Origin of the sequence: Micromonospora sp. HM134, from assembly GCF_007833915.1 — a bacterium.
GTDB classification, from domain to species: domain Bacteria; phylum Actinomycetota; class Actinomycetes; order Mycobacteriales; family Micromonosporaceae; genus Micromonospora; species Micromonospora wenchangensis.
On the sequence record NZ_CP041061.1, the window covers coordinates 3,085,064 to 3,107,596 of the forward strand.

Annotated in this window: 21 protein-coding genes; 7 read left to right on the forward strand and 14 right to left on the reverse strand. The window is 72.9% G+C overall.

Features of this window, described 5'->3' with window-relative positions; all coding sequences use genetic code 11:
* Positions 1–5: 5 nt before the first annotated feature.
* The 3 genes from FJK98_RS13500 to FJK98_RS13510 all read left to right on the forward strand — a co-directional run bounded on the left by FJK98_RS13500 (position 6) and on the right by FJK98_RS13510 (position 2,784).
* On the forward strand, positions 6–875 hold the full coding sequence (locus tag FJK98_RS13500; RefSeq protein WP_145919325.1) for a sugar phosphate isomerase/epimerase: 870 nt from the start codon (positions 6–8) through the stop codon (positions 873–875).
* Positions 876–1,046: 171 nt separating this feature from the next.
* Complete coding sequence (locus FJK98_RS13505; protein ID WP_145919326.1) at positions 1,047–2,123, forward strand: cellulose-binding domain-containing protein; 1,077 nt, start codon at positions 1,047–1,049, stop codon at positions 2,121–2,123.
* 223 nt (positions 2,124–2,346) lie between these two features.
* A complete protein-coding gene (locus tag FJK98_RS13510) occupies positions 2,347–2,784 on the forward strand; it encodes a cold-shock protein (RefSeq protein ID WP_145919327.1) in 438 nt (145 codons plus the stop codon).
* Positions 2,785–2,828: 44 nt separating this feature from the next.
* Here FJK98_RS13510 and FJK98_RS13515 read toward each other — a convergent pair whose 3' ends face one another.
* The 6 genes from FJK98_RS13515 to FJK98_RS13540 are packed head-to-tail and all read right to left on the reverse strand — an operon-like array spanning position 2,829 to position 8,824.
* Positions 2,829–4,412, reverse strand: a complete 1,584-nt coding sequence (locus FJK98_RS13515; RefSeq protein ID WP_145919328.1) for a hypothetical protein — start codon at positions 4,410–4,412, stop codon at positions 2,829–2,831.
* Positions 4,409–4,732, reverse strand: coding sequence for a YciI family protein (locus FJK98_RS13520; RefSeq protein ID WP_145919329.1), 324 nt, complete (start codon positions 4,730–4,732; stop codon positions 4,409–4,411). Before FJK98_RS13520 ends, FJK98_RS13515 begins: the two co-directional genes overlap by 4 nt.
* Positions 4,729–6,051: a hypothetical protein gene (locus FJK98_RS13525; RefSeq protein ID WP_145919330.1), complete on the reverse strand. Its 1,323-nt coding sequence runs from the start codon at positions 6,049–6,051 to the stop codon at positions 4,729–4,731. Before FJK98_RS13525 ends, FJK98_RS13520 begins: the two co-directional genes overlap by 4 nt.
* A gap of 43 nt (positions 6,052–6,094) precedes the next feature.
* Positions 6,095–6,919: an SDR family NAD(P)-dependent oxidoreductase gene (locus tag FJK98_RS13530; protein ID WP_145919331.1), complete on the reverse strand. Its 825-nt coding sequence runs from the start codon at positions 6,917–6,919 to the stop codon at positions 6,095–6,097.
* Positions 6,916–7,896 carry an alpha-ketoacid dehydrogenase subunit beta gene (locus FJK98_RS13535; RefSeq protein ID WP_145919332.1) on the reverse strand — a complete coding sequence of 327 codons (981 nt, stop codon included), beginning with the start codon at positions 7,894–7,896 and terminating at the stop codon, positions 6,916–6,918. The genes FJK98_RS13530 and FJK98_RS13535 overlap by 4 nt, the downstream gene beginning before the upstream one ends.
* Positions 7,889–8,824, reverse strand: a complete 936-nt coding sequence (locus FJK98_RS13540; RefSeq protein WP_145919333.1) for a thiamine pyrophosphate-dependent dehydrogenase E1 component subunit alpha — start codon at positions 8,822–8,824, stop codon at positions 7,889–7,891. The genes FJK98_RS13535 and FJK98_RS13540 overlap by 8 nt, the downstream gene beginning before the upstream one ends.
* Before the next feature lie 131 nt (positions 8,825–8,955).
* Between FJK98_RS13540 and FJK98_RS13545 the strand changes: the two genes are divergently transcribed.
* The gene (locus tag FJK98_RS13545; RefSeq protein ID WP_145919334.1) at positions 8,956–10,086 is read left to right on the forward strand and encodes a mandelate racemase/muconate lactonizing enzyme family protein; all 1,131 of its coding nucleotides are present in this window, start codon (positions 8,956–8,958) and stop codon (positions 10,084–10,086) included.
* 65 nt (positions 10,087–10,151) lie between these two features.
* On the opposite strand, the gene FJK98_RS13550 is transcribed toward FJK98_RS13545, so the two are convergent.
* The 6 genes from FJK98_RS13550 to FJK98_RS13575 all read right to left on the reverse strand — a co-directional run bounded on the left by FJK98_RS13550 (position 10,152) and on the right by FJK98_RS13575 (position 16,013).
* Positions 10,152–10,502, reverse strand: a complete 351-nt coding sequence (locus FJK98_RS13550; protein ID WP_145919335.1) for an L-rhamnose mutarotase — start codon at positions 10,500–10,502, stop codon at positions 10,152–10,154.
* Positions 10,503–10,605: 103 nt separating this feature from the next.
* Positions 10,606–11,439 (reverse strand): carbohydrate ABC transporter permease, encoded by an 834-nt coding sequence (locus FJK98_RS13555; RefSeq protein WP_145919336.1) that lies wholly within the window; start codon positions 11,437–11,439, stop codon positions 10,606–10,608.
* Entirely contained in the window at positions 11,436–12,395 is a 960-nt protein-coding gene (locus FJK98_RS13560) for a carbohydrate ABC transporter permease (RefSeq protein WP_145919337.1), read from the reverse strand. Before FJK98_RS13560 ends, FJK98_RS13555 begins: the two co-directional genes overlap by 4 nt.
* 62 nt (positions 12,396–12,457) lie before the next feature.
* Positions 12,458–13,753, reverse strand: a complete 1,296-nt coding sequence (locus FJK98_RS13565) for an ABC transporter substrate-binding protein (RefSeq protein WP_240762825.1) — start codon at positions 13,751–13,753, stop codon at positions 12,458–12,460.
* A gap of 29 nt (positions 13,754–13,782) precedes the next feature.
* Positions 13,783–14,769 carry a Gfo/Idh/MocA family protein gene (locus FJK98_RS13570; RefSeq protein WP_145919338.1) on the reverse strand — a complete coding sequence of 329 codons (987 nt, stop codon included), beginning with the start codon at positions 14,767–14,769 and terminating at the stop codon, positions 13,783–13,785.
* Positions 14,766–16,013, reverse strand: a complete 1,248-nt coding sequence (locus tag FJK98_RS13575; protein WP_168222453.1) for a M20 family metallopeptidase — start codon at positions 16,011–16,013, stop codon at positions 14,766–14,768. The genes FJK98_RS13570 and FJK98_RS13575 overlap by 4 nt, the downstream gene beginning before the upstream one ends.
* Positions 16,014–16,123: 110 nt before the next feature.
* Here FJK98_RS13575 and FJK98_RS13580 point away from each other — a divergent pair, with 110 nt between their 5' ends.
* From FJK98_RS13580 to FJK98_RS13590, 3 genes are all read left to right on the forward strand, one after another.
* Positions 16,124–16,966, forward strand: a complete 843-nt coding sequence (locus tag FJK98_RS13580; protein ID WP_145919340.1) for an amidohydrolase — start codon at positions 16,124–16,126, stop codon at positions 16,964–16,966.
* A 157-nt stretch (positions 16,967–17,123) separates the two neighbouring features.
* The gene (locus FJK98_RS13585; RefSeq protein ID WP_228543876.1) at positions 17,124–18,497 is read left to right on the forward strand and encodes a glycoside hydrolase family 43 protein; all 1,374 of its coding nucleotides are present in this window, start codon (positions 17,124–17,126) and stop codon (positions 18,495–18,497) included.
* A 63-nt stretch (positions 18,498–18,560) separates the two neighbouring features.
* Entirely contained in the window at positions 18,561–19,505 is a 945-nt protein-coding gene (locus FJK98_RS13590) for a hypothetical protein (RefSeq protein ID WP_145919342.1), read from the forward strand.
* A 14-nt stretch (positions 19,506–19,519) separates the two neighbouring features.
* Here FJK98_RS13590 and FJK98_RS13595 read toward each other — a convergent pair whose 3' ends face one another.
* A complete protein-coding gene (locus FJK98_RS13595; RefSeq protein WP_145919343.1) occupies positions 19,520–21,007 on the reverse strand; it encodes an MFS transporter in 1,488 nt (495 codons plus the stop codon).
* Positions 21,008–21,092: 85 nt separating this feature from the next.
* Positions 21,093–22,355: a helix-turn-helix transcriptional regulator gene (locus FJK98_RS13600; protein WP_168222454.1), complete on the reverse strand. Its 1,263-nt coding sequence runs from the start codon at positions 22,353–22,355 to the stop codon at positions 21,093–21,095.
* Positions 22,356–22,533 lie beyond the last annotated feature (178 nt).

A 22,533-nucleotide genomic window follows, 5' to 3' on the forward strand; every position in this document is an offset into this window, starting at 1 on the left:
GCCCGGTGTACGTCTTCGGGGTGAACCCCTGGGTGTGGGCGTCGCCCGTCGACGACGAGGCCCTCGCCACGCTGGTGCCGCGGATCGCGTCGTTCGGCTTCGACGCGGTGGAGCTGCCGATCGAGCAGCCGGGCGACTGGGACCCGGCCCGTACCCGGGACCTGCTGGCCGCGCACGGTCTGGTCGCGGCGGCGGTCTGCGCGGTCACCCCGCCGGGGCGGGAACTTGTCGACGCCGCCCCGGCGGTGGTGGAGTCGACGGTGGCGTACCTGAAGGGGTGCGTGGCGGCTGCGGCGGCGGTCGGTGCGCCCTGCGTGGGCGGCCCGGTGTACGCCTCGGTCGGGCGTACCTGGCGGATGTCACCGGCGGCGCGGGCGGCCTGCCACGCGGACTTCCGGCGGGCCCTGCGGCCGGTGGCCGAGCAGGCCGCCGGGTGCGGGGTCGGCATCGGGGTCGAGGCGCTGAACCGTTACGAGACGAGCGTGGTCAACACCGTCGCGCAGACGATCGAGCTGATCGACGGGTTGCCGCCGAGCGTCGGCATCATGATCGACACGTATCACATGAACATCGAGGAGTCCGATCCGTACGCGGCTCTCGCCGCCGCCGGCCCGCACATCAAGCACGTCCAGGTCAGCGGCACCCACCGGGGCGCCCCGGGGTCGGACCACTTCGACTGGCCGCGGTTCTTCACGGTGCTGGGGGAGACCGGGTACCGGGGTGCGGTCTGCATCGAGTCGTTCACGGCGGAGAACGACACCATCGCCACCGCGGCGGCGATCTGGCGTCCGCTGGCCCCCTCGCAGGACCGGCTCGCCACCGACGGCCTGCGGCACCTGCGGGCGGTCACGGCGGCCGTGCCGGCCGGGGGATAGGGCGTTCGGGGCGGCCCGTCGGGACGTCTCGTCGGGGTGGCCGGACCATCGGCCGGCCACCCCGACGTCCTGCCGGCGGCAGGAGTCTCGTCCTTGTCTTGACAAGGCAAGCGGAGCCGCAGGACAGTCGTCGTACTTATTGATACCCAACGATTTATGGCGGGGTGTGCCATGCGGAAATCGCTGACGGCGGTGGTCGCCGTCGTTGTTGCCCTGGTCGCGACGATGGCGGCGGTCTCGCACGCCAGTACGGCGAACGCCGCCGCCGGGTGCCGGGTCGACTACGCCGTCACCAGTCAGTGGACCGGTGGCTTCCAGGCCGACATCGCGGTCACCAACCTGGGCGCGCCGGTCAACGGCTGGACGCTGCGGTTCGCGTTCCCCGCCGTCGACCAGCAGATCGCCCAGAGCTGGAGCGCCACCTGGGCCCAGACCGGCCAGCAGGTCAGCGCGACCAACCTCAGCTGGAACGCGACCCTGGGCACCAACGGCTCGGCGAACATCGGTTTCGTCGGTTCCTGGTTCCTCAGCAACCCCAAGCCGGCGGCGTTCACCCTCAACGGGGTCGCCTGCACCGGCGGCGTCGTGCCCAGCGTGACGCCGACCCGCACGACGCCGCCGCCGGTCGCCGACTACCCGGCGATCGTCACCTGGCTCAGCCCGGCCGCCGGGGCGGTCTACACCGCGCCGGGTCCCGTCCCGCTGGCGGCGACCGCGACCGTGGGCGGCGGCCACTACATCACCGGGGTGTCGTTCCGGGTGGACGGCGTCACGGTGGCCCAGGGGACGAGGTCCGCCGGCGACCGGTTCGACGCGTCGTGGACCCCGCCGGTCGGGGCCCCCGGCACCAGCACCACCTACGTGCTGAACGTCTCCGCCGGCACCGACCAGTCGCTGTCCGGTGGCGCCCCGCCCCGGCTGGTCACCGTGGTCACGCCCCCGACCAGCGGGGCCAACCAGCCCCCGGCGGTGGCACTGAGCACCCCCGGCGGGCAGACCTACTTCCTCGAACCGACCACCGTCACGCTGGTCGCCGACGTCACCGACGCCGATGCCGGGGACGCGGTCGACCGGGTGGAGCTGTACCTCGGCGGGACCCGGGTGGCCGCGACGCCGACCCGCAGTGGACAGCGTTTCCAGTTCCAGCTCGACCTGGCGGCGGCCACGTCGTCCACCTTCACCGTCCGGGCGTACGACACCCACGGTGGTGTCGGCATCTCCAACCCGCTGACCTTCACCGTCCGGTAGTCCGGCGGCGGCGTCCGCGCCCGACCTGCCCGGACACCGATGTCCTAGGATGCTTTAGAGGGTGTGCCCCGCGTCACCGGCGCGGGGCACACCCGTGACCACACGACTGCGCCCGAGTAGGGGTTCCGGAGCGCGCCCCGCCCACTAGCATGGGTGCTGCGCCGGGGACGGCACGGCGAAGTCTCTGTTCTGGTGGCTCTTGTTTCGTGGGGTGGTGGTCGCGGTGGCGGTCGGTACGATTCTCAGCTTCGACGACGTGAAGGGGTACGGCTTCATCAGCCCGGAGGGCGGCGGTGAGGACGTCTTCGTGCACGCGAACGACTTCGGCGACCAGCGCCCGTCGGTCGCGCCCGGGATGCGGGTGGAGTTCGAGTCGGTGGAGGGCAACCGCGGGATCAAGGCGCTCTACGCGCGCCTGCTCAACCCCGGTGCCCCGGTCGCGTCCCGCCCCTCGGCGTCCGCCGCGTCGACCGTGACCCGGCTGCCGGTGACCGACCGGGGCGACGACGACGAGTGCGACGTCCTGACCGCCTTCACCTTCCGCTCCAACATCACGGACCTGCTGGTGGAGCAGGTGCCGACGCTCACCGGCGCCCAGATCAGCCAGATCCGGCAGCACCTCACCCAGTTCGCCCGTTCCCACGGGTGGATCGAGGACTGACCCCCGCCCGGTGCGGGCCCACCACCGGCGGGCCCGCACCGGCGTCAGCCGGCGGCGTAGGCGTACCGCGAGGTGCGCTCGGCGAGCCAGAGCCACCGACGCCGCACCTCGCCGCTGGTGGCGGCGACCATGCCCAACGCGTCGGCGGACACGGCGGCCAACGCCGCACCGCTCGCCGCCGGATCGTCGAGCAGCGCCGCGCCGTCGCGGAACGCCTCCGCCTCGGCCGCGCCGCCGAACCGGGGAGCGACCTCGTCGCGCCAGAAGTCCGCCCAGGCCAGCTCCGGGTCCCAGGAGAACCGGGCGAACGCCAGGTAGCTGATCTCGTTGGTCGGGTGGTACGCGGACGGCTCGGCGAAGATGGTCAACCCGCGCATCCCGGCCGCCCCGGACCGGCCGGCCATGTCGGCGTACATGTCGGGGACCCAGGAGTGGCGCTGCCGGTTCCACTGTGAACCGGCGTGGGTACGCAGCACGTTCGTGGTGTGCGGGAGCCGCTCGACGTGCGCGGCGGTCAACCGGTCCCGCTGGTCGTACCAGAAGGCCCGGTTGACGCAGTACTGGTAGGCGACGTCGTCGGGCAGGTCGGCCAGGGGCTTCTGGGCGTCGAGGTCGAAGATGTTGTCCCAGTACACCTCGACGAGGTGGCGCAGCGGCACGCCGGCCGGGCCGGGCCGCCGGGCCGTCTCCAGCAGCGTCGGGTACACCGACCGCATCGCCTCGTACGACCAGGAGGTGCGTTCGCCCCCGGTGCGGGTGGCACACCGGGCGCAGGCGCAACTGCCGTAGTCGCCGGTCTCGAAGTTGATCCCGCCGACCGGCAGGGTGTCGAGCAGCCAGTCGATGGCGTCACGGTGCCAGGCCAGGTTGTCCGGCTGGGACGGGCAGGCCGCCATCATGTACTCGCTGGCCGGGAAGTGCAGGTCACCGAACTCGTCGATGTCGAAGCCGACCTTCTTCGGCAACTCGGCGGCGAGGTCGGGGCGCTGCCGCAGCCAGGTGGCCAGGTTGTAGCGGTGCCGGCCGTCGAAGTAGATGCCGCCGTAGGCGTTGATGCCCACCCCGGCGATGATCCGCACCCCGCGCGCGTTGGCGTACTCGCACAGGTCACGGGCCGCGGCGACGCCGCCGTGGGCGTCGCGCAGCAGCCCGTACACGACGATGCCGCCGATGCGTTCCCGGGAGCAGAGGTCGACCAGGCGGCGGTAGTCGGCGCCGAACGCGTCGGCGGACTTCGCGTACGGGTTGAGCGCGCCGATCTCCTGCTGCCCGAGCTGACGGAGGTCCCAGTTGGTGGAGTGGTCCCAGGTCCACAGGGTGCGCAACGGCAGCCCGGGGGCGCTCACCGTGCTGCCCACCGGCAGCCCGGCGGGGGTGGCGGCGGCGACCAGGGCGCGGGCGGCGTACACCAGGCCGGCGAACGGGTCGCCGACCAGCCGGATCTCACCCTGTTCCGGCACGTCGACGCGGTGTCCGCCCTCGGGCAGCGCCGGGTCGGCGACGAACCGGACCGGCACCGCGTCGGCACCGCCCTCGCCCCACGCCGCGCGGAGCAGGTCGGCGGCGAACGGGGCGTGCTCGGCCCCGAGCACCCGTACCCCGGAGAGTTGGCGGAACGACGTCATCATGACCTCCCGATGGTCGGTGCGGTGGCGGCCAGGTAGTCGACCACGTCGATCGCGGTCCACACCCCGTGCCGCCAGTAGGGGTCCTGTTCGAGACGGGTGCGGGCGGCGGGCGCGTCGGCGGCCCGCAGCACCAGCACCGAGGCGCGCAGGTCGGCGCGGGCCCCGACGACGAGGGCGGTGCCGTCGGCGAGCAGGTCGCGCATGTGCGCCAGGTGCGCGGCCCGGTGCGGTTCCCGCCGGACTGCGGCGTCGGCGGCGAACGTGGCGGTGACCAGGTAGGTCGGTACGAAGCGCAGTTCCCCGGTGGCGGTGTGGCTCACGTGTCGGCTCCGATCGCGCCGAGCAGCCGCTGCATGGCGACCCGGTAGACGGTCTGCGGGCGGCCCGCGCCGGTGCTGACGTGCACCCCGACCTCCTCGGCGAAGCCGGCCGCGCGCAGCGCGTTGAGCAGCCGGCGGGCCGAGCGGGCCTCCACGCCGTACGCGTCGGCGAGGCTCCGGGCGGTGATCTGGTCGGGGTCCATCTGGTGCAGCGCCTCCAGCAGCCGTCGGGTGGACAGCGGGCCGATCCGGAGCTGCTCGGAGACGCGCAGCATGCCCGGACCCGTCTCGCGCAGCCGGGGACGCACGGCGGTCTGCCGGCTGGAGTGGACCTCCCCGTCGGGGAAGACCACGTGGGTGTCGCCGCTGTGCCGGCCCAGCGCCAGGGCCTTGCGGGCGTTGTCCTCGGCGGCGGCGATGGTGGTGCCGGCGCCGAAACCGACGGCGTGCTCGACGTCGACGCCGCGCAGGGTGAGCAGGGAGGCGTGCCCGTCGCGGTGCCGGGCCAGAGCGCTCTCCACGGTGCCCCGGGTGGTGGTGATCAGCATCGTCCGGTCGTCGATGGTGGCGAGCCGGCCGCGCATCCGTTCGGCGTGCTCCAGCAGCGCCTCGCGGACCCGCAGCCGCTGCCGTTCGGCCTGGTACGGGTCCTGCGCCCGCTGGGTGGGTGCGCCCAGGTCGACCATCATCACCGCGATCTGGGTGGCCCGGGACTGGCGTACCTCGGCGGCGAGCCAGGCCCGGCGCAGCGCGTCGCGGACGGAGGCGCGGGTGTGCTCGACGCGCCACACCGGCACCCCGCTGTCGGCGAGGTCCCGGTGCACCGCGCCGAGGCAGGTCAGGCACGCCTCGACCGCGCCCGAGGCGTACCGTTCCCGGTGGTAGGCGGTGATCTCGTCGAGGCCGGAGAAGAGCAGCCCGGAGGAGTCGGCGATGGGCAGGATCTCGGTGGGCGGCTCGACCTCGATGTCGTGGTAGGTCTCCCGGACGGTCTCCGCCTCGATGGTGTCGACGCTGACCCGGGGCAGTCGTCCGCCGGTGGTCAGCAGTATCCGCGACAGGGTGCGGTAGAGGTCGATGCCGGCGTGCCGGACGTAGTCGATCTCGGCCCGCAGTTCCCCGGTGGCCGTGGCGAAGGCGTACGGGATGCGTCCGGTGAACAGCAGCACCTGGCACATCTCGTCGAGTTCACGGGCCAGCTCGGGCGCCTGCTCCGGCCGGGTGTACGCGCGGGTGGTGATCGCCTCCGCCCGGCCCTCCCCGGCCGCGACCTCCCGGACGAGCCGGATCGAGTCCTCCGGGCCGATGATCCCGATCACAATGCCTCCACGTGGTGTGCCGCTGCCCTGGTGGGTGGGGTGCTCAGCCGGTACAGACCGTGCCGGTGAGGCCGGCGCTCGCCGACGACGCCAGCAGGACCAGCGCCGAGGCGACGTCCTCCGGGCGACCCAGTGTGGCCTCGACGGCGGCGATCCGTCCGCCGTCGGCGCCGTTGGCCAGTGCCTCGGACAGCGACCGCCGCATCAGTGGCGTGTCGATGTCGCCGGGGCAGAGCGTGTGCACCCGGATCCCCTGTGGACCGAGCTGGCGGGCCAGTGTGAGCGCCAGACCGTGCAACCCTCCCTTGCTCGCGCCGTAGGGTACCGAGCCGGAGCCGTTCTGCACGCCCGCCTTGGAGCCGACCAGCACGAGCACCCCGCCGTCGGGGAGCAGGTGCCGGGCGGCGTGTTTGGCGACCAGGAACGGCCCGGTGAGGTTGACGGCGATGACCTGGGCCCAGAGCGCGACCGGCACGTCCCGTACGTCGAGGCCCTGCCCGCGCATCACCCCGGCGACGTGCAGCACGGCGTCGATCCCGCCGAGGTCGGCGGCGGCGGCGTCGAGCGCCTCGGCGACCTCGGTTTCGACGGTGACGTCCACCCGGTGCGCGTAGGCCCGGCCGCCGGTGTCGCGGACCTGCTCGGCGGCGGTGTCCGCGCCGGTGGCGTCGGCGTCGAGCACGGCGACGGCTGCGCCGGCCGCCGCGGCGGCGGCGACGGTGGCCCGGCCGATGCCGGACGCGCCGCCGACGACCACCACCCGCCGGCCGGCGAGCAGACCGGCGGGTGCGGCACCGGTGCCTGCTCCGCCGGCCGGCGGGTGTGCCTCGGGTGCGCCCGCGGCGGCGGGCGGGACGGCGTCGTTCACGCCCGGACCGTCCGGCGGACGGCGTCGGCGACGGTGGCCGCCTCGGGCACCACGACCGCCTGGAGGGCGGGCGCGGCGGGCATCGGCACGTCCGGGGCGGCGACCCGGGCGATCGGGGCGCGCAGGTCGGTGAAGCACTCGGTGGCGGCGCGGGCGGCGATCTCCGCGCCGAAGCCGCCGGTCAGGTTCGCCTCGTGGGCGACGACCAGCCGGCCGGTGCGGGCCACCGACGTGGCGACGGTGTCGAAGTCGAGCGGGTTGAGCCAGCGCAGGTCGACCACCTCGACGTCGATGCCCTCCTCGGCCAGGGTGCCGGCGGCGTCGAGGGCCGCCGACACCATCCGGGACCAGGCCACGACGGTGACGTCGGTGCCGGGGCGGACCACCCGGGCCCCGCCGACGGGCTCGACCGGGGCGTCGGTGCGGACCGGGCCCCGGGTCGGGTAGAGCATCCGGGCCTCGGCGACCACCACCGGGTCGTCGCTGACCACGGCGGTGCGCAGCATCTGGTACGCGTCGTCGGGGGTGGCCGGCAGGGCGACCCGCAGGCCGGGGGTGTGCGCGAAGTACGCCTCCGGCGAGTGCGAGTGCTGGGCGCATGCGCCGGGGGAGTAGCCCTGCTGCATCCGGATCACCAGCGGGGCCTTCCACCGGCCGGCGCTGGAGTAGTGGATGGTGGCGATCTGGTTGACGATCTGGTCCATCGCCACGAACGAGAAGTCGGCGTACATGATCTCGGCGATCGGGCGGAGCCCGGTCATGGCCGCGCCGAGGGCCATGCCGAGGAAGCCGGTCTCGGAGATCGGGGTGTCGAAGATCCGCTCGGAGCCGAACCGCTTGTGCAGCCCCTTGGTCGCGCCGAACGGCCCACCGGGCAGGGCGACGTCCTCGCCGAAGTAGATGGTGTCGGTCCGGCTGTCCAGGGCCCAGGTGAGGGCGGCGTTGACGGCCTGGATGTAGCGCAGCGACTCAGACATAGACGTGCTCCTCGGCGGTCGCCGGGTCCGGGTGGGGGACGGCGCGGGCGGCGGTGACGGCGGTTTCGATCTCGGCGGACACCTCGGCGTCGATGGCGTCGAGCCGGGCGGTCAGGTCGGCGTCGGCGGCCTGGCGGATGCGGGCCAGCGGTTCGCGTTGCCGGGCGGCGGCGATCTCGCCGGCCGGGCGGTAGTGCTGCACGTCGCCGCTGTAGTGGCCGACGAGGCGTTCGGTCATCGCCTCCACGATGGACGGGCCGGAGCCCTCCCGGGCCCGGTCGACGGCCTCGGTGACCGCCTCGGCGACGGCGTCGGGGTCGTTGCCGTCGACCACCCGGCCGGGCAGGCCGTAGCCGGCGGCCCGTTCGGCGAGCTGCCGGACGCGCACCATGTCGGAGATCCGGGACATCTCGGAGTAGACGTTGTTCTCCAGCACCAGCACCAGCGGCAGGTCGAGCACGGCGGCGAGGTTGAGCGCCTCGTGCACGTTGCCCTGGTTCATCGCGCCGTCGCCGATGCTGACCACGCTGACCGCCCCGCTGCCGGTGCGCTGGGCGGTGAGCGCCGCCCCGGTGGCGATCGGCACGCCGGCGCCGACGATGGAGTTCTCGCCGACGAACCAGCGTCCCGGGTCGGACAGGTACGGCGAGGCCGCCCGTCCGCCGCACAGCGCCGAGTCGCGTCCCATCATCTCGGCGAACAGGCCGGTCAGGTCGACGCCCCGGGCGATCGCCCAGCCGTGACCCCGGTAGGTGGCGGTGACGTGGTCGCCGTCGCGCAGCGCCCGGCACGCGCCGACCGGGATGGCCTCCTGGCCGTTGCACAGGTGGATCGATCCCGGGATCTCGCCGGCGTCCTTGAGGGCGGTCAGCCGCTCCTCGAACCGGCGGATCCGGGCCATCAGCCGATAGTCGTCGAGCTGCCCCATCACACCCCCAGAGATAATTGAGCCCTATTCCGGCTCGTTGGTTGTGGAGCCTAGACCAGCAGTCCAAGGCTATGGAAGAGTGCACAAGCAAGTTTGTGGCCGTTATTGGTCTCTAATTTGGGAGAGTCGGCATGGAGATCGTCGAGGTCGAGTCGGCGGTACGCGGGGACGCGCACTTCGTCCAGGTACGCACGTCCGACGGGCGGACCGGGGTGGGCCAGTCCGCGTGCTGGGGATACCCCGACGCGGTGCACGCCGTGACGCAGACGTTCCGGCCGTACCTGCTCGGGGCCGACCCGGACCGGATCGAGCACCACTGGCACCACCTCTACCGGATGGGCCCGTTCCGGGGCTCGGTGCTCACCGCCGCCGTCTCCGCCGTCGACCTGGCGCTGTGGGACCTGCTGGGCAAGCGGCTCGGGGTGCCGGTGTGGCAGCTGCTCGGCGGCCGGGTGCGCGACCGCATCCGGCTGCACCTGCTGCTGCCCGGCACCGGCGCGCAGGCGCTGGCCGAACAGGCCGCCGCCGCGGTCGCCGACGGCTTCACCGCCGTGAAGTTCGACCCGCTGCCGGCGAACTACGGCGACCTGTCGCAGGCCCGGCTGGTCACCGAGACCGAGGCCACCACCGCCGCCGTCCGTGACACCGTCGGCCCGGACGTCGACCTGCTCATCGAGCTGCACCGCAAGCTCACCCCGTTGCAGGCGCAGGCGGTGGTGCCGGCGCTGGCCCGGCACCTGCCGCTGCTGGTCGAGGACCCGATCCAGATCGACAGCGTGAGCAGCCAGGCCGAGGTGGGCCGGCGGGCGCCGGAGGTGCCGATGGCCAACGGGGAGCGGCTGCACACCATCTGGGAGTTCAAGGAGCTGCTGGCCCAGGGCGGCGCCCAGTACGTCCGGCCCGACGTCGGGCTGGCCGGCGGGCTCAGCCACGCCCGTAAGATCGCCGCGCTGGCCGAGGCGCACCACGCGGCCGTGGTCACCCACAACTGCCTGGGTCCGCTGCTCACCATGGCCTCGGTGCAGCTCGACACGGTCATCCCGAACTTCGTCACCCAGGAGTACTCGCCGCTGGACGACCAGCTCGCCGACGGTCCGGCGCGGGCCTGCGTCCGCCGGGAGGGCGGGTTCCTGCCGGTGCCGCAGGAACCCGGCCTGGGCGTCACCCTCGACCTGGCCGACATCCGGCCGCTGGACCTGACCGGTCGGCCGGTGACCCGCATCCCGCTGCGCGCCGACGGTTCGGTCGCGTACGCGGTCTGACGGCGGGCACCGCGACGGCCCGGCGGGGGACTCCCCGCCGGGCCGTCGCGGCACGCCCGCGCCGCTCACGGCGGCGGCTGCCCCGGATGGTGGAACACCGGGTACGCCCACAGCGGCTCGCCGTCGGCGTCGGCGATCTCGGCGAACAGCTCCGCCAGCGACGCCGTCCAGCGGGCCTGCACCGGCGAGCCGGCGGTCACCGCCCGGGCGTGCGCGAACCCGTGACGGGTCCGCAGCACACAGATCAGCAGCAGGTCGTGCCGGTAGATGTGGTAGTCGTAGACGCCCGCCTCGTCGAGCAGCGCGGACAACTCCGGCCACACCCGGGCGTGCCGCCGCTCGTACTCGGCCTGCGCGCCGGGGCGCAGCCGGTACAGGTGGCACACCTGCTCACCCGGCCCGGCCGCCCCGCTCACCGACGCCCCCGCAGGGGCGTCCCGCTCACCGGCACCCCGGCCGGGGCCGGGCCGACGACCGCCGGCACCCCGGCCTGCGTCACCCGGCTGCGGGCGGCCGGCGTCACTTGCCGGAGCCGGCGAGCGCGCCGGAGACGAGTTGCCGCTGGAAGACCAGGTAGACGATCAGCACCGGCAGCAGCGCCACGATCAGGCCGGCGCTGACCAGCGGCACCGACACGTCGTACTGGCCGCTGAGCAGGGAGACGCCGACCATCAGCGTCTTGCTGTCCGAGCCGCCCATGATGACCAACGGCAGCAGCAGGTCGTTCCACATCCAGACGAAGTTGAAGATGGCCAGCGCCGCGATCGCCGGAGTGGCGATCGGGGCGAGCAGCCGGAACAGGATGGTCAGGTGTCCCGCGCCGTCGACCCGGGCCGCCTCGATCAGTTCGTCGGGCACCTGCTGGAAGTAGCCGGCGAGCTGGTAGGTGCCCAGCGGCAGCCCGAACGCCGCGTACGCCAGGATCAGGCCCTGGTACTGGCCGGACATGCCCAGGTCCAGCACCGTCTGGTACAGCGGGTAGATGATCGCCTGGCTGGGGATGGTCAGCGTCACGATGATCAGCAGGAAGACCACCTTGCCGCCCCGGAACCGCAGCTTGGTCACCGCGTACGCGACCAGCAGCGCGGCGAGCACCGACAGCACCAACCCGCCGAGCGTGGTGATCAGCGAGTTGAGCAGCAGCCGGGGCATGTCCATCCGGCGGAACGCCTCCAGGTAGTTCTCGAAGGTGATCCCGGCCGGCAGGCCCAACGGGTCGGCGGCGAAACCGGACTGCGTCTTCACCGAGCTGACCACGGTGAACAGCAGCGGGTAGATCGCCGCGACGGCGACGACGACCAGCGCGAAGGTCAACAGGTAACGCCCGATCCGGGCGAAGTGGCGCGGGTTCATCGCGGCTTACGCGTCCCCTCGGTGAACATGTGCCGGACGCTGAAGATCGACAGCACGGCGACGAAGACGAACAGGGCGATGCCGATGGCCGAGCCGTAGCCGCGGTCCAGGAACTGGAAGGTGGTGAGGAAGACCAGGTACTCGGGGAGCATGGTGGCGTCCCCCGGACCGCCCTGGGTCAACGCGTAGATCAGCGGGAACAGCCAGATCAGCACGCCCGAGGCGCACAGCACGCTCCAGTACGCCACGGTCGGGCGCAACATCGGCACGACCACCGACCACAGCCGTCGGAAGAACCCGGCCCCGTCCAGGTAGGCCGCCTCCAGGGTCTCCTCGGGGATGGTGGCCAGGCCGGCGAGGTAGGTCATCACGCCGAGCCCGAAGAAGCTCCACAGGGCGACGGCCACCAGCGAGAACAGTGCGCTGTAGCGGCCGTTGAGCCACTCGATCGCCAGCGGTTCCAGGCCGACGAAACGCAGCAGGGCGTTCAACGGCCCGTCGGGGGCGAGGATCTGCCGGAACATGATGCCGACCACGATCGGCGCGATGGTGTACGGCACGAAGTACACCGCCCGGAAGAACTTCCAGCCGGGCGACCGCTGGTGGATCAGCAGCGCCAGGATCAGCGGGAGCACGATCCACACCGGCAGGGTGGCCACCACCAGCAGCGCGTTGCGGAAGCTGGTGAGCACCATCGGGTCGTCGAACATCCGGGTGTAGTTGTCCGCCCCGGCGAACTCGCTGCCACCGAACCCGCTGGACGACTCGAAGCTGGTGACCACCCCCCGGACCAGCGGCACCAGCTTGAACAGCACGGCCAGCACCACGGCGGGGAGCACCAGCGCGGCGCCCAGCCACCACTCCCGGGCATGCCCGGGGCGGTGCCGCCGGCGGGTCGGCGCGGGTGGGGCGTCGGCGGCCACCGGGTCCGACACCGGCGCGGTGGAGATCGTCATCAGGGTTCCTCTCCCCGGGTCGGGCGGGCGGGGCGACACGGCGTCGCCCCGCCCACCGGTGGTTACTTGCCCTGCTTCTTCGTGGGGCTGCGCTCCAGCGCCTGCTGCATCTGGTCGGCCCACTTGTCCACCGTGAGCTGGCCGAGGGTGACCTGCTGCCAGCCCCGGGCCAGGGCGTCGGCCTCCGGGCCGGAGAGCATCACCCCGGCGTGCAGGGTCGGCTCGGCGACCAGCTCCTGGATCTTGAGGAAGGCCGGCGACGACGGCAGCAGCGCCTTGTCGACGGTCTTGTTCAGCGGCTGGCCCTTGCCGTACTTCACCCAGAGCTCGCCGTTCTCCTTACCGGCGAGCCAGCTGATGAACTCCAGACCGGCCTGCTTCTTCTCGCTCCACTGGGTGACCCCGTAGACCGCGCCCTCGATGCCGGAGAACTTGCCGGCCAGCGGCGCGGCCGGGTCGATCGCCGGCCACCGGGTCACGCCGAGCTTGTCGTCGCCCAGCGCCTTGCCGAACGCCTCCCAGTTCACCGCGTCGGAGATGATGGTGCCGGCGAACGCGGCGTCGCCGCGCTGGAAGATGTCCGCGCCGTCGGGCAGCATGGTGATCGACGGGGCGTTCTTGTTGGCCCAGCCCTTCGTGGTGATCTCGGCCAGCTTGCCGAGCACCGACACCAGCTTCGGGTCCTTCCAGGACAGCTTCCCGGCGAGCAGCGCCCGGATGTCGTCCTCGGTCAGGTAGTTACGGGCGATCTCCGGGAAGTCCCAGTACGCGGGGAAGGTGCCGGACAGGCCCAGCGCCAGGCAGGTCTTGCCGGCCTTCTTCACCGCCTCGCAGGCGGCCCCGAACTCGTCCCAGGTGGCCGGGGGCTGCTCCGGGTTCAACCCGGCGGCGGTCAGGACGGCCTTGTTGTAGTACAGGACGTTGCCCTGGTAGGAGAACGGCACCCCGTAGCAGGTCTTGCCGGTGTCGAAGCCCTCGCAGGCCCCGCTGTAGGTGACCAGGTCCTTGGTGATCTCGGCGGCCTTGTCACCCAGCGGCACGTACGCCCCGCGCCTGTCGAACAGCTCCAGCCCGGCGTTGTTGGCCATCACGTCCGGCCCCGACTGCGAGGTGATGTACGGGCCCTGCACCTCGGGGTACTTGTCGAACGGGACGGACTGCATCTCCAGCTTGATGTCCGGGTGGCTGCCCTCGAAGCTGGTCTTGACCTGCTTCCAGTACTCGGCCCCACCCGGCTCCCAGGTCAGCACCTTGAGGGTGACCGGGCCGTCGGCGGCGTCGTTGCCACCGCATCCGGTCAGCAGGGCGGCGGCGGCCATGCCGGCGGCGAGGGCGCCGGCCAATCTCCGTCGAAACATCGGTTTAGCTCCTGTCACAAGTGGGGGGCTCAGGGGAGTCGGCGGACCGCGCCGCCGCTGTCGGCGCTGCCGGCCACGGCCTCGGCGACCTGCACCACGTGCAGTCCGTCGGCGAGCGGGACGACCGCCGTCGGTGCGGTGCCGTCGATCCGGCTCAGGAAGTGCCGCAGCTCGGCGGCGAGCGCGCCGCCGCCGTCGACCGGGGACAGCAGCCAGTCCGGCGCCTCGGTCGGCTCGCCCTGGACGAGCAGCATGGGGTGGCCGAGGTCGACGTGGGCGACCCCGTCGGTGCCGTACACCTCGACCAGGTCCGAGGTGTGGTGGGGAGTGCTCTCGGGAAGCAGGTAGCTGTTGCGGATCGACGACACGACGTCGTTGGCGTGTCGCAGCTCCGCCCACACCAGGACCGGGGTCGCCGATCCGGGTCGGGTCCGGGCCGCCGCGCGGACCTCGACCACGGGCGCTCCGGCGTACCAGAGGGCCAGGTCGATGTCGTGGACGGCGGTGAGCAGCGCGGGGTGTTCGCGCGGGAAGAGCCGGCTCAGGGTGCGGGGCCGGTCGCGGCGGGACGACACGGCGAGCACGTCGCCGAGCCGGCCGGCGCGGATCGCGTCGTGCAGGGCGCGGTGCGGTGGGCTGTGCCGCAGGAGGTGCCCCGGCTGGCAGAGCACGCCGGTGCGTCCGGCGGTGTCGACGATGGCGGCGGCGTCGGCGACGGTGGTGGCCAGCGGCTTCTCCACCAGCACCGGCACCCCGGCGTCGAGCAGCGCCACGGCCACCGCCCGGTGCGCCGGGCCGGGCACGCAGACCGAGGCGGCGTCCGGCGTCGTGTCGGCGAGCAGGGCGGCGACGTCGGTGTACGCCTGCGGCACCTGGTAGTCGGCGGCCACCCGGGCGCGGGTCGTGGCGTCCGGCTCGACCAGGGCGGCCACCGGCACGCCGAGCGACCGGTACGCGGCCAGGTGCCGGACCCCGAACGCCCCGGCCCCGATCACGGCCACCGACGGGCGGCTCACGCCCCCACCGCCTCGACGGCGTCGGCCCGGTCACCCGGGCCGGGCCGGCCGGCCCCGGCGTCCCCGTGACCGTCGGGAGCGGCCAGCCGGCCGTCGAGCACCGCCCGGGTGAGCCGCTCCAGGGCGGACACCCCGACGTCGAGGCAGCGTTCGTCGACGTCGAACGCGCCGGAGTGCAGCGGCGCGCCGCCCTGCTCGCCGGTGACGCCGAGCTTGACGTACAGGCTGGGGCCGAGCGCGGCGAGCAGCGCGAAGTCGTCGGTGGTCAGTGGGGGTTCGGTCAGGTCGGCGACCTCGACCACCCCGGGCAGTTCGGTGCGGGCGAGCGCCACCAGGGCTGCCGCGTTGCGGACCGGGGGCATTTCGTTGGCCCAGGTGAACCGCAGGCCCAGGTCGAGCGCGGCGGCCTGCTGCCGGGCGATCCGCTCGATGACCTCCTTGAGCCGGGCGCGGACGGTCTCGTCGTGGGTGCGCAGCGTGCCGGTGGCCTCGGCCCGCTCGGCGACCTGGCTCTGGCTGGCCCCACCGGCGATCGTGCCGATGTTGAAGGCCACCAGCTCGTGCGGGTTGCGGGAGCGGGCCACCCCGGCGTGCAGCAGGTTGACGATGCCGGCGAGGCCGAGGATCGCGTCGCGGCCCAGGGCCGGGGTGGCGGCGTGCGCGGCCCGGCCGGTCACCTCGAACCGGAAGGCGTCCTTGGCCGCCATCGCGGTCACCCGGTCCACCCCGATCGTCCCCACCGGCAGGTCCGGCCAGCAGTGCAGGCCGAGGACGGCGTCGAAACGCCGGTCGCGCAGGGCCTCGTCGGCGAGCACCGCGGCGGCGCCGGAGGTCGCGCCGAACGGGATCTCCTCGGCCGGTTGGAACAGCACGGTCACCGAGCCCCGGGCGGGCGGGTCGGCGGCGAGCCGGGCGGCGACGCCGGCCATCACGGTCATGTGCACGTCGTGCCCGCAGGCGTGACAGACCCCCGGGTTGGTCGACGCCCAGGGCACCTGCTTGGCGTCCTGCACCGGATAGGCGTCCATATCGGCCCGAAGCAACACCGAGGGTCCTTCGGTACGTCCTTCGATCTCCGCGAGCAGGCCGGTGCCGGCGACACCGGTGCGGACCCGGGCGATCGACGCGAGCCGCCCGGCGAGCACCGCAGCGGTCTGCTGTTCAGTGAACCGCAGCTCGGGGTGCTGGTGAAGCTGCCGACGCAGCCGTACCAGATCGTCAACGTCCTCGTGCGCCTGCACCACGCGGTTCACTCCTCGCCTACGTCCGATAATCCGGACCTAATTGAGACAAGAACCTAAGCGAGGGGTCCTCCCGCGTCAATGGGCAGCTCAGAATCGGTTAGGGTCCGGCCATGGAACGCGCCGACGCCCACCTGCACCTGTTCGCCGACGGTTATCCCGGCCGGTACGGAAGGTCACCGGCCGGGGGTGACGAACTCGCCGTCTACCGGACGTTGCGCCACGAACACGGCATTGCGCGGGCCCTCGTGGTCGGCTACGAGGGCGGCCCGGAGTTCACCGGCAACAACCGGCACCTCGCCCGGCTCGCCGCGACACACGACTGGATCGCCCCCCTGGCGTACGTTCCGGTCACCGGCGTCGACCCGGCCGGACTGGACCGCATCCGGTCGGCGGGATTCGCCGGCATCGCGGCGTACCTGCCGGACCCGGCCGCCGCCGACACCTTCGCCGACTGGCTGACGCGGACCGCCGCGACGCTCGCCGACACCGCGACGCTGCTCAGCCTCAACGCCCCACCCGAGGCGGCCGGGCGGCTCGGCCGTGCGCTGGCCGCCCTCGACGGGTGCCCGGTGCTGTTCAGCCACCTCGGCCTGCCGGGCCGGCAGTCGACCGTCCCGGGTCCGCAGGTCGCCGCCGCCCGGCTCGCCCTGCTGACCGACCTGGCCCGGCTGCCCCACGTCGGGGTCAAGGTCTCCGGCCTGTACGCCGTCAGCGACCCCGCCGAGGGCTACCCGCACACCGCCGCCCGGCCCTTCGTCGAGACGCTGCTGCACCACTTCGGCGCGCAGCGGCTCTACTGGGGTTCCGACTTCGCCCCCAGCCTCGACCACGTGTCGTTCGCCCAGACCCTGCACCCGGTCGGCCTCGACGGGCTCTCCGCCGCCGAGGCGGCCGACGTGTTCGGCGGCAACCTGCTCCGCGCCCTGGACCGCCACGCCTCGGCGACGCGCTGAGCGGAGGCGGGCCGGCCCGGGAAGCGGTGGCCTGCCCGGTGGCGTCCCACCTGCGGGGCAGGGGACGACCGGCCTCTCCGGACACTTGACGTCATCGATGTTAGCGATAACGTACGGGGACCACCGCCACCCCGCCGCCACCACCCCGAGGTGCCCGTTGAAGCGTCGTACCCTGCTGTCCGCCACCGGCGCCGCCCTCGCCGGCGCGACCCTGCTACGCCCTGCCACCGCGTCCGCCGCCCCCGGCGACGGCTACGTCATGGCCTACTTCACCGAATCGCCGAGCATGACCGCCGCCAGCTACGGCCTGCACCTCGCCGTCAGCACCGACGGCCTGAACTGGACCCCGCTCAACCAGAACCGCCCCGTCGCCACCCCCACGCTGGGCAGCCGGGGCCTGCGCGACCCGTTCATCCTGCGCAAGCAGAACGGCGGGTTCGTGGTGCTCGCGACCGACCTCAACGGCACCGACTGGAACTACCAGAGCCAGTACCTGCACGTCTGGGACTCGGCCGACCTGCGCACCTTCACCGGATACCGGCTGCTCAAGGTGCACTCCCTCGCCACCCACGCCTGGGCGCCCGAGGCGTACTGGGACCCCGGGCGCGGGCAGTACGCCGTCGTCTACTCCGCCGTCACCGGCGGCCGCAACGTGCTGATGGTGAACTACACCGCCGACTTCGTGACCGCGTCCGCCCCGCAGACGTTCTTCGACCCCGGCTACGACGCCATCGACGGCAGCTTCGTCAGCGTCAACGGGGTCAACTACATGTACTTCAAGAACAACACCAACAGCACCCTGCTCGGCACCCGCTCCACCACCCTCAACCCGGGCAGCTTCAGCATCCACACCGCCGCCATCGGCCCCGGCCGGGGCGTCGAGGCCCCGCAGATCGTCAAGTCCCACACCACGAACACGTGGTACCTGTGGGGCGACACGTGGAGCCCCAACGGCCGGTTCTTCTGCTGGCAGACCACCAACGTGGCCGGCGGCGCGTGGAGCCTGCTCAACGACCGGGCGTACACCCAACCGCTGAACTCCAAGCACCCCGGGATCGCCCCGGTCACCGCGGCCGAGCTGACCGCGCTCACCGCCGCCTGGGGGCTGCCCACCTGGAACCGGATCAAGTCGTACAACTTCCCCGACCGCTACCTACGGCACGCCGACAACGTCGGACGCATCGACACGTACCCGTTCGAGCCGTACCAGGACCAGCTGTGGACCCTGGTGCCCGGCCTGGCCGATCCGGCCGGAGTGTCGTTCCGCTCGGTGAACTACCCCGACCGGTACCTGCGCCACTACAACTACACGATCCGGCTGGCGGCCGACGACGGCACCAGCGCGTTCCGGGGCGACGCCACGTTCTACCGCACGGCCGGCCTCGCGGATTCCTCGTGGACGTCGTTCCGCTCGTACAACTTCCCCGACCGGTACCTGCGCCACTACGACTACCTGCTGCGCATCGACCCGCTCACCGGCAGCTCACCGGCCACCGACCGGCAGGACGCCACCTTCCGGATCGGCTACTGACCACACCCGGCGGGCGGCGCACCCGCCCCTCGGTGCCGGCGCGGCCGGTCCTATCCTGGGCCGATGTCGTACGCCGATCTCCGTGTCGACCAGTGGAACGACCGCTCCGAGGAGGCCGCCGGCCGACTGGCCCGGGAGATCGCGGCGCGGCACGACCTGACCGTGGTGGGCCTGCGGGACACCGGCTACGCGGGACGCCCGCACCGGACGGCGGTGTTCGACCGGGGCGGGCTGCGGTTCGCGCTGGTGCCCGGCGGCCGGCCGACGCTCGGCTACGACGCGTCCCGGTTCCACCCCGGCGCGGGCCAGGCGGCCAGCTACGCCGACAGCGCCGAGGAGTACGGCCTGCCGCCGCTGACCGAGTACGTCGACGCGATGACCTCGCCGGTGCGCGACGTCGACCTGCCGGCGATGCTGGTCGCGGTGGAGGCGTTCGATCCCGGTGAGATGCCGGTGCCGCCGGACGACCCCCGGGTCGGTGAACTCGTCGCGTCGCTCGGCCACCGGGGTGACGGGGCGGGCACGGTGAGTTCCGCCGACGGGCTGACCGTCGAGCTGGACGGGACCGGCCGGGTGGTCCGGGCCGTGCTGGTCGAGGAGTTCGACCACGACGAGGCGATGGCCGCCCTCGCCGCCCTCGGTCTGCGGACCACCAGCCCGGACGAGTGGGAGTGGGCCTGCGGCGCGGGCGCGACCACCCTGTTCCGCTGGGGCGACGACAGCCCCGACGACGGCTACCCGGTCGAGCATCCGACCGGGGTGCACCGGACGCCGAACCGCTGGGGGCTGGCGATCGGCCAGGACTCCTACCGGTACGAGGTGACGACCGAGCCGACGGTGGTGTGCGGCGGCGACGGCGGTGTCGTCACCTGCGGCGGCAGCGGCTTCTTCCTCGGCTGGCTCACCCTCGCGACCGCCTACCGGGACGGGGACTTCGGCCGGTGGCTCGCCTCCGACGACGGGTACGCCGACGAGACCCTGACCCGACCGGTGATCAGCCTGGGCTGAGCGACGGCTCCCGGCTACTCGCTCACCGCCGGTCGTACCGGTGCCGGCGCGGCGTGTTCCACCCGGCCCGCGCCCCGGGCCCGCCGGTCGACGACCACGAGCAGCACGGCGACGGCGATCGCGATCGCCGCCAGCACCAGCGCCACCGTGTGCAGCGCGTCGGTGAAGTGCCGGCCGCGCAGGCCGACGGGGCTCGCGGCGGCGATGAACGCCCCGGCCGCCGCGATGCTCACGTTCTCGGTGGAGAGCCGGATGGTGTTGAACAGCCCGGCCGCCGCCCCCCGGCGGCTCTCGTCCGCCTCGGAGACGGCGAGCCGGTCGATGTGACCGGAGGGCAGCCCGGCCCCCGCCCCGATGGCCATCAGGGGCAGCGCCATGGCGGGCAACGTGCTGCCCGGCGACAGGGTCACCAGCCCCAGCGCGCCGATCCCGCAGAGCACCACCGACGTGACCAGGACCGGGGTCATCCCGATGTTCCTGATCAGGATGCCGCCCACCGGCGGCAACGCGATCGTCGGGGCGGTGAGCACCAGCATCCAGGCGCCCGCCTCGGTGGGGGACAGGCCCACCACGTTGATCAGGTACGACGGCAGGTAGACCAGGATCGGCACCAGCACCACCATCAGGGTGCCCGCGGTGATCGCGATCGCCGTGTACCGGGGATTGCGCAGCAGCGTCAGGTCGGTCACCGGGTGCGCCACCCGACGCTCCACGCCGACGAACAACAGCAGCAGCACGGCGGACAGGGTCGCCCCGCCCCACAGCAGCGGATGCGTCGCCCCGAGCCGGGGGGCCTCCACCAGGGTCGCGATGCCGATCAGCGAGGCTCCGGTGAACAGCAGCGCCCCGGCCCAGTCGAACGGCGGGTGGGCCGACGTCCGGCGTCCGGCGGCGGGCCGGCGCGCGGCCAGGACGAGACCGATCACCAGCACGCCCACCGCGGCGGGCACCCCGAACACGGCCTGCCACCCCAGCGTCTCCAACGCCACGCCACTGAGCTGCGGTCCGAACGCCAACCCCACACCGAGCAGGGTGCCCAGCAGGCCGAAGGCGCGGGCCTGCGCCCGGCCGGTCAGCACGACCGACAGCAGCGCCACCCCGCCGGTCACGGTGGCCGCCGCGCCGACGCCGGTGACGGCGCGGGTCAGGTTCAGCACCAGCACCGTCGGCGCGAACGCCGAAGCGGCGGAGGCGACCGCGAAGACCGCCACCCCCGACAGGAACACCCGGTAGGGGCTCCACCGGTCGGTGACCGCGCCGCCCAGCACGAGGAACGCGGCGAACGTCGCGTTGTAGGCGTTGACCACCCACTGCGCGGCGACGGTGCTGGTCTGGAGGTCGTGCTGGATGCCGGGCAGCGCGACCGACGCCCCGGTGATGGTCAGCGGGAGGACCGTGGTGGCCAGCAGCACGGCCACCGCGTGGACCTGTGCCCGGCGGGTCGGCCGGTCCCGGTGCTCCTGCGCCCCGGCGGAATCCGGAGCGGAGAGGTGACTAGACATGAGGTTCCGTTAGAGGTGTGGGTCACGGGGCCCGGGTCCGTGGTGAGGGCGATCAGGTCGGGAGCGTCGTCGGCGACGCGGTGGGTCAGCCCAGGATCAGGCGGAGTTCCTTGCGGTTGCCGATGCCGAGCTTCTTGTACACATGGGTCAGATGCTGCTCCACCGTGCTGATCGTGATGCTGAGATCCCGGGCGATCATCTTGTTCTGCTTGCCCCGGCCGGCCAGGGTGGCGACCTTCAACTCGCTGTCGGTCAGCGTCGACAGGAACGCCACCGGACGCCGCTCCAGCACCGTGACGGTAGCGTAGTCCCCGCGGTCGAAGTCGAGCGGTTCGGTCTGCAACCGGCGCAGGATCAGGAAGAAGTCGGGGCTCGACGAGAATCGCTCCAGCGTCGTGAGGATCGCCTCGCGGGCACCGCTGAAGACCTCCCCGACGGTGTCCGCGGTCTGCATGGCCCGGGCCCGTATCTCGTCGCCACGGGCCTGCAGCGCCGCATCCACCAGGTGTACGGCGACGTCCTGCTCGCCGAGCATCTGGTAGCCGGCCGCCGCCGCCAGCCGCCACGGGAAGAGGTGCTCCAGCGCCATGCCCCATTCGGCCATGCTCCGCCCGCAGCTCATGAACCGGGTCACCGCGCCGCGCGGGTCCCCGGTGCCCAGACAGAAGTGCCCGAAGCCGTGCCGGTACCAGAGGCTGTAACTGGACTCGTCCATCAACGCCGACGGGGTGGTGCGCAGGTGGTGCACCGCCGCGCCGATCCGGCCCAGGGCCAGGTTGCCCAGGACCACGGTGGCCAGCGGCTCACCGATCCGGTGCGCCCAGCGCCTCGGCTGCATCATCCGCAGCGCCCGCTCACCCCACTCGACGCCGCCCTGCACGTCGCCGTCGAGCAGCGCGCAGACGGCGTGCAGGCTGGTGAGCCGGGCCCGCCAACCGACCGGGTTCTGCCCGCCGAGACGCTGCCGGGCCGCCGCCGCGCAGGCGGCGGCGGTCGGGTCCCCGGACAGCAGCAGGATGCGGATCGCGCAACTCACCAGCCACTCGACGCCGGTGGGGATCTGGCCGCCCTGGTTCTCCAGGTAGTCACGGGCCATGGTGACGTGGTCCAGGCCGGGCCAGGTGGCGGTCATCGCGTTGACCAGCCCGAGGGTCATCAACTGCTCGCGGCTCATGTCCTCAAGGGACGTGCCGCGCCGGGACTCGCCGCAGGGGTAGAGGTCGGTGAGCCGGTCGAGGGCACCGGGGAAATCGCAGGAGGCCAGCACCAGCGACTTCCACCGGTCGGATTCACGTGCCTCGGGGTGGCCGGCGAGCGGTTCGAGGCTCGCCTCGATTCTCCTGAACACCCGGTCGTAACCGACGACCTGCCTGATCCGCTGTCGTGCGGAATCGACATCGGGCCGCAACCACGTTGCCGGGAACTCTTCCGGGTAATCGCCGAATAAGGGTTCGGTTATCATTGGTCCCCCTGCCGTGCAAGTCGTTCCGAATTGCGTGACCGGCCCCTATGAAAGCACTCCTGTC

What these genes read in the sequence shown, in the direction of transcription:
- FJK98_RS13505 (WP_145919326.1), top strand. Translation starts at nt 1,047, where the DNA reads ATGCGGAAATCGCTGACGGCGGTGGTCGCCGTCGTTGTTGCCCTGGTC.
- FJK98_RS13515 (WP_145919328.1), bottom strand. Translation starts at nt 4,412, where the DNA reads ATGATGACGTCGTTCCGCCAACTCTCCGGGGTACGGGTGCTCGGGGCC.
- FJK98_RS13535 (WP_145919332.1), bottom strand. Translation starts at nt 7,896, where the DNA reads ATGTCTGAGTCGCTGCGCTACATCCAGGCCGTCAACGCCGCCCTCACC.
- FJK98_RS13540 (WP_145919333.1), bottom strand. Translation starts at nt 8,824, where the DNA reads ATGGGGCAGCTCGACGACTATCGGCTGATGGCCCGGATCCGCCGGTTC.
- FJK98_RS13545 (WP_145919334.1), top strand. Translation starts at nt 8,956, where the DNA reads ATGGAGATCGTCGAGGTCGAGTCGGCGGTACGCGGGGACGCGCACTTC.
- FJK98_RS13555 (WP_145919336.1), bottom strand. Translation starts at nt 11,439, where the DNA reads ATGAACCCGCGCCACTTCGCCCGGATCGGGCGTTACCTGTTGACCTTC.
- FJK98_RS13560 (WP_145919337.1), bottom strand. Translation starts at nt 12,395, where the DNA reads ATGACGATCTCCACCGCGCCGGTGTCGGACCCGGTGGCCGCCGACGCC.
- FJK98_RS13565 (WP_240762825.1), bottom strand. Translation starts at nt 13,753, where the DNA reads ATGTTTCGACGGAGATTGGCCGGCGCCCTCGCCGCCGGCATGGCCGCC.
- FJK98_RS13580 (WP_145919340.1), top strand. Translation starts at nt 16,124, where the DNA reads ATGGAACGCGCCGACGCCCACCTGCACCTGTTCGCCGACGGTTATCCC.
- FJK98_RS13590 (WP_145919342.1), top strand. Translation starts at nt 18,561, where the DNA reads ATGTCGTACGCCGATCTCCGTGTCGACCAGTGGAACGACCGCTCCGAG.
- FJK98_RS13595 (WP_145919343.1), bottom strand. Translation starts at nt 21,007, where the DNA reads ATGTCTAGTCACCTCTCCGCTCCGGATTCCGCCGGGGCGCAGGAGCAC.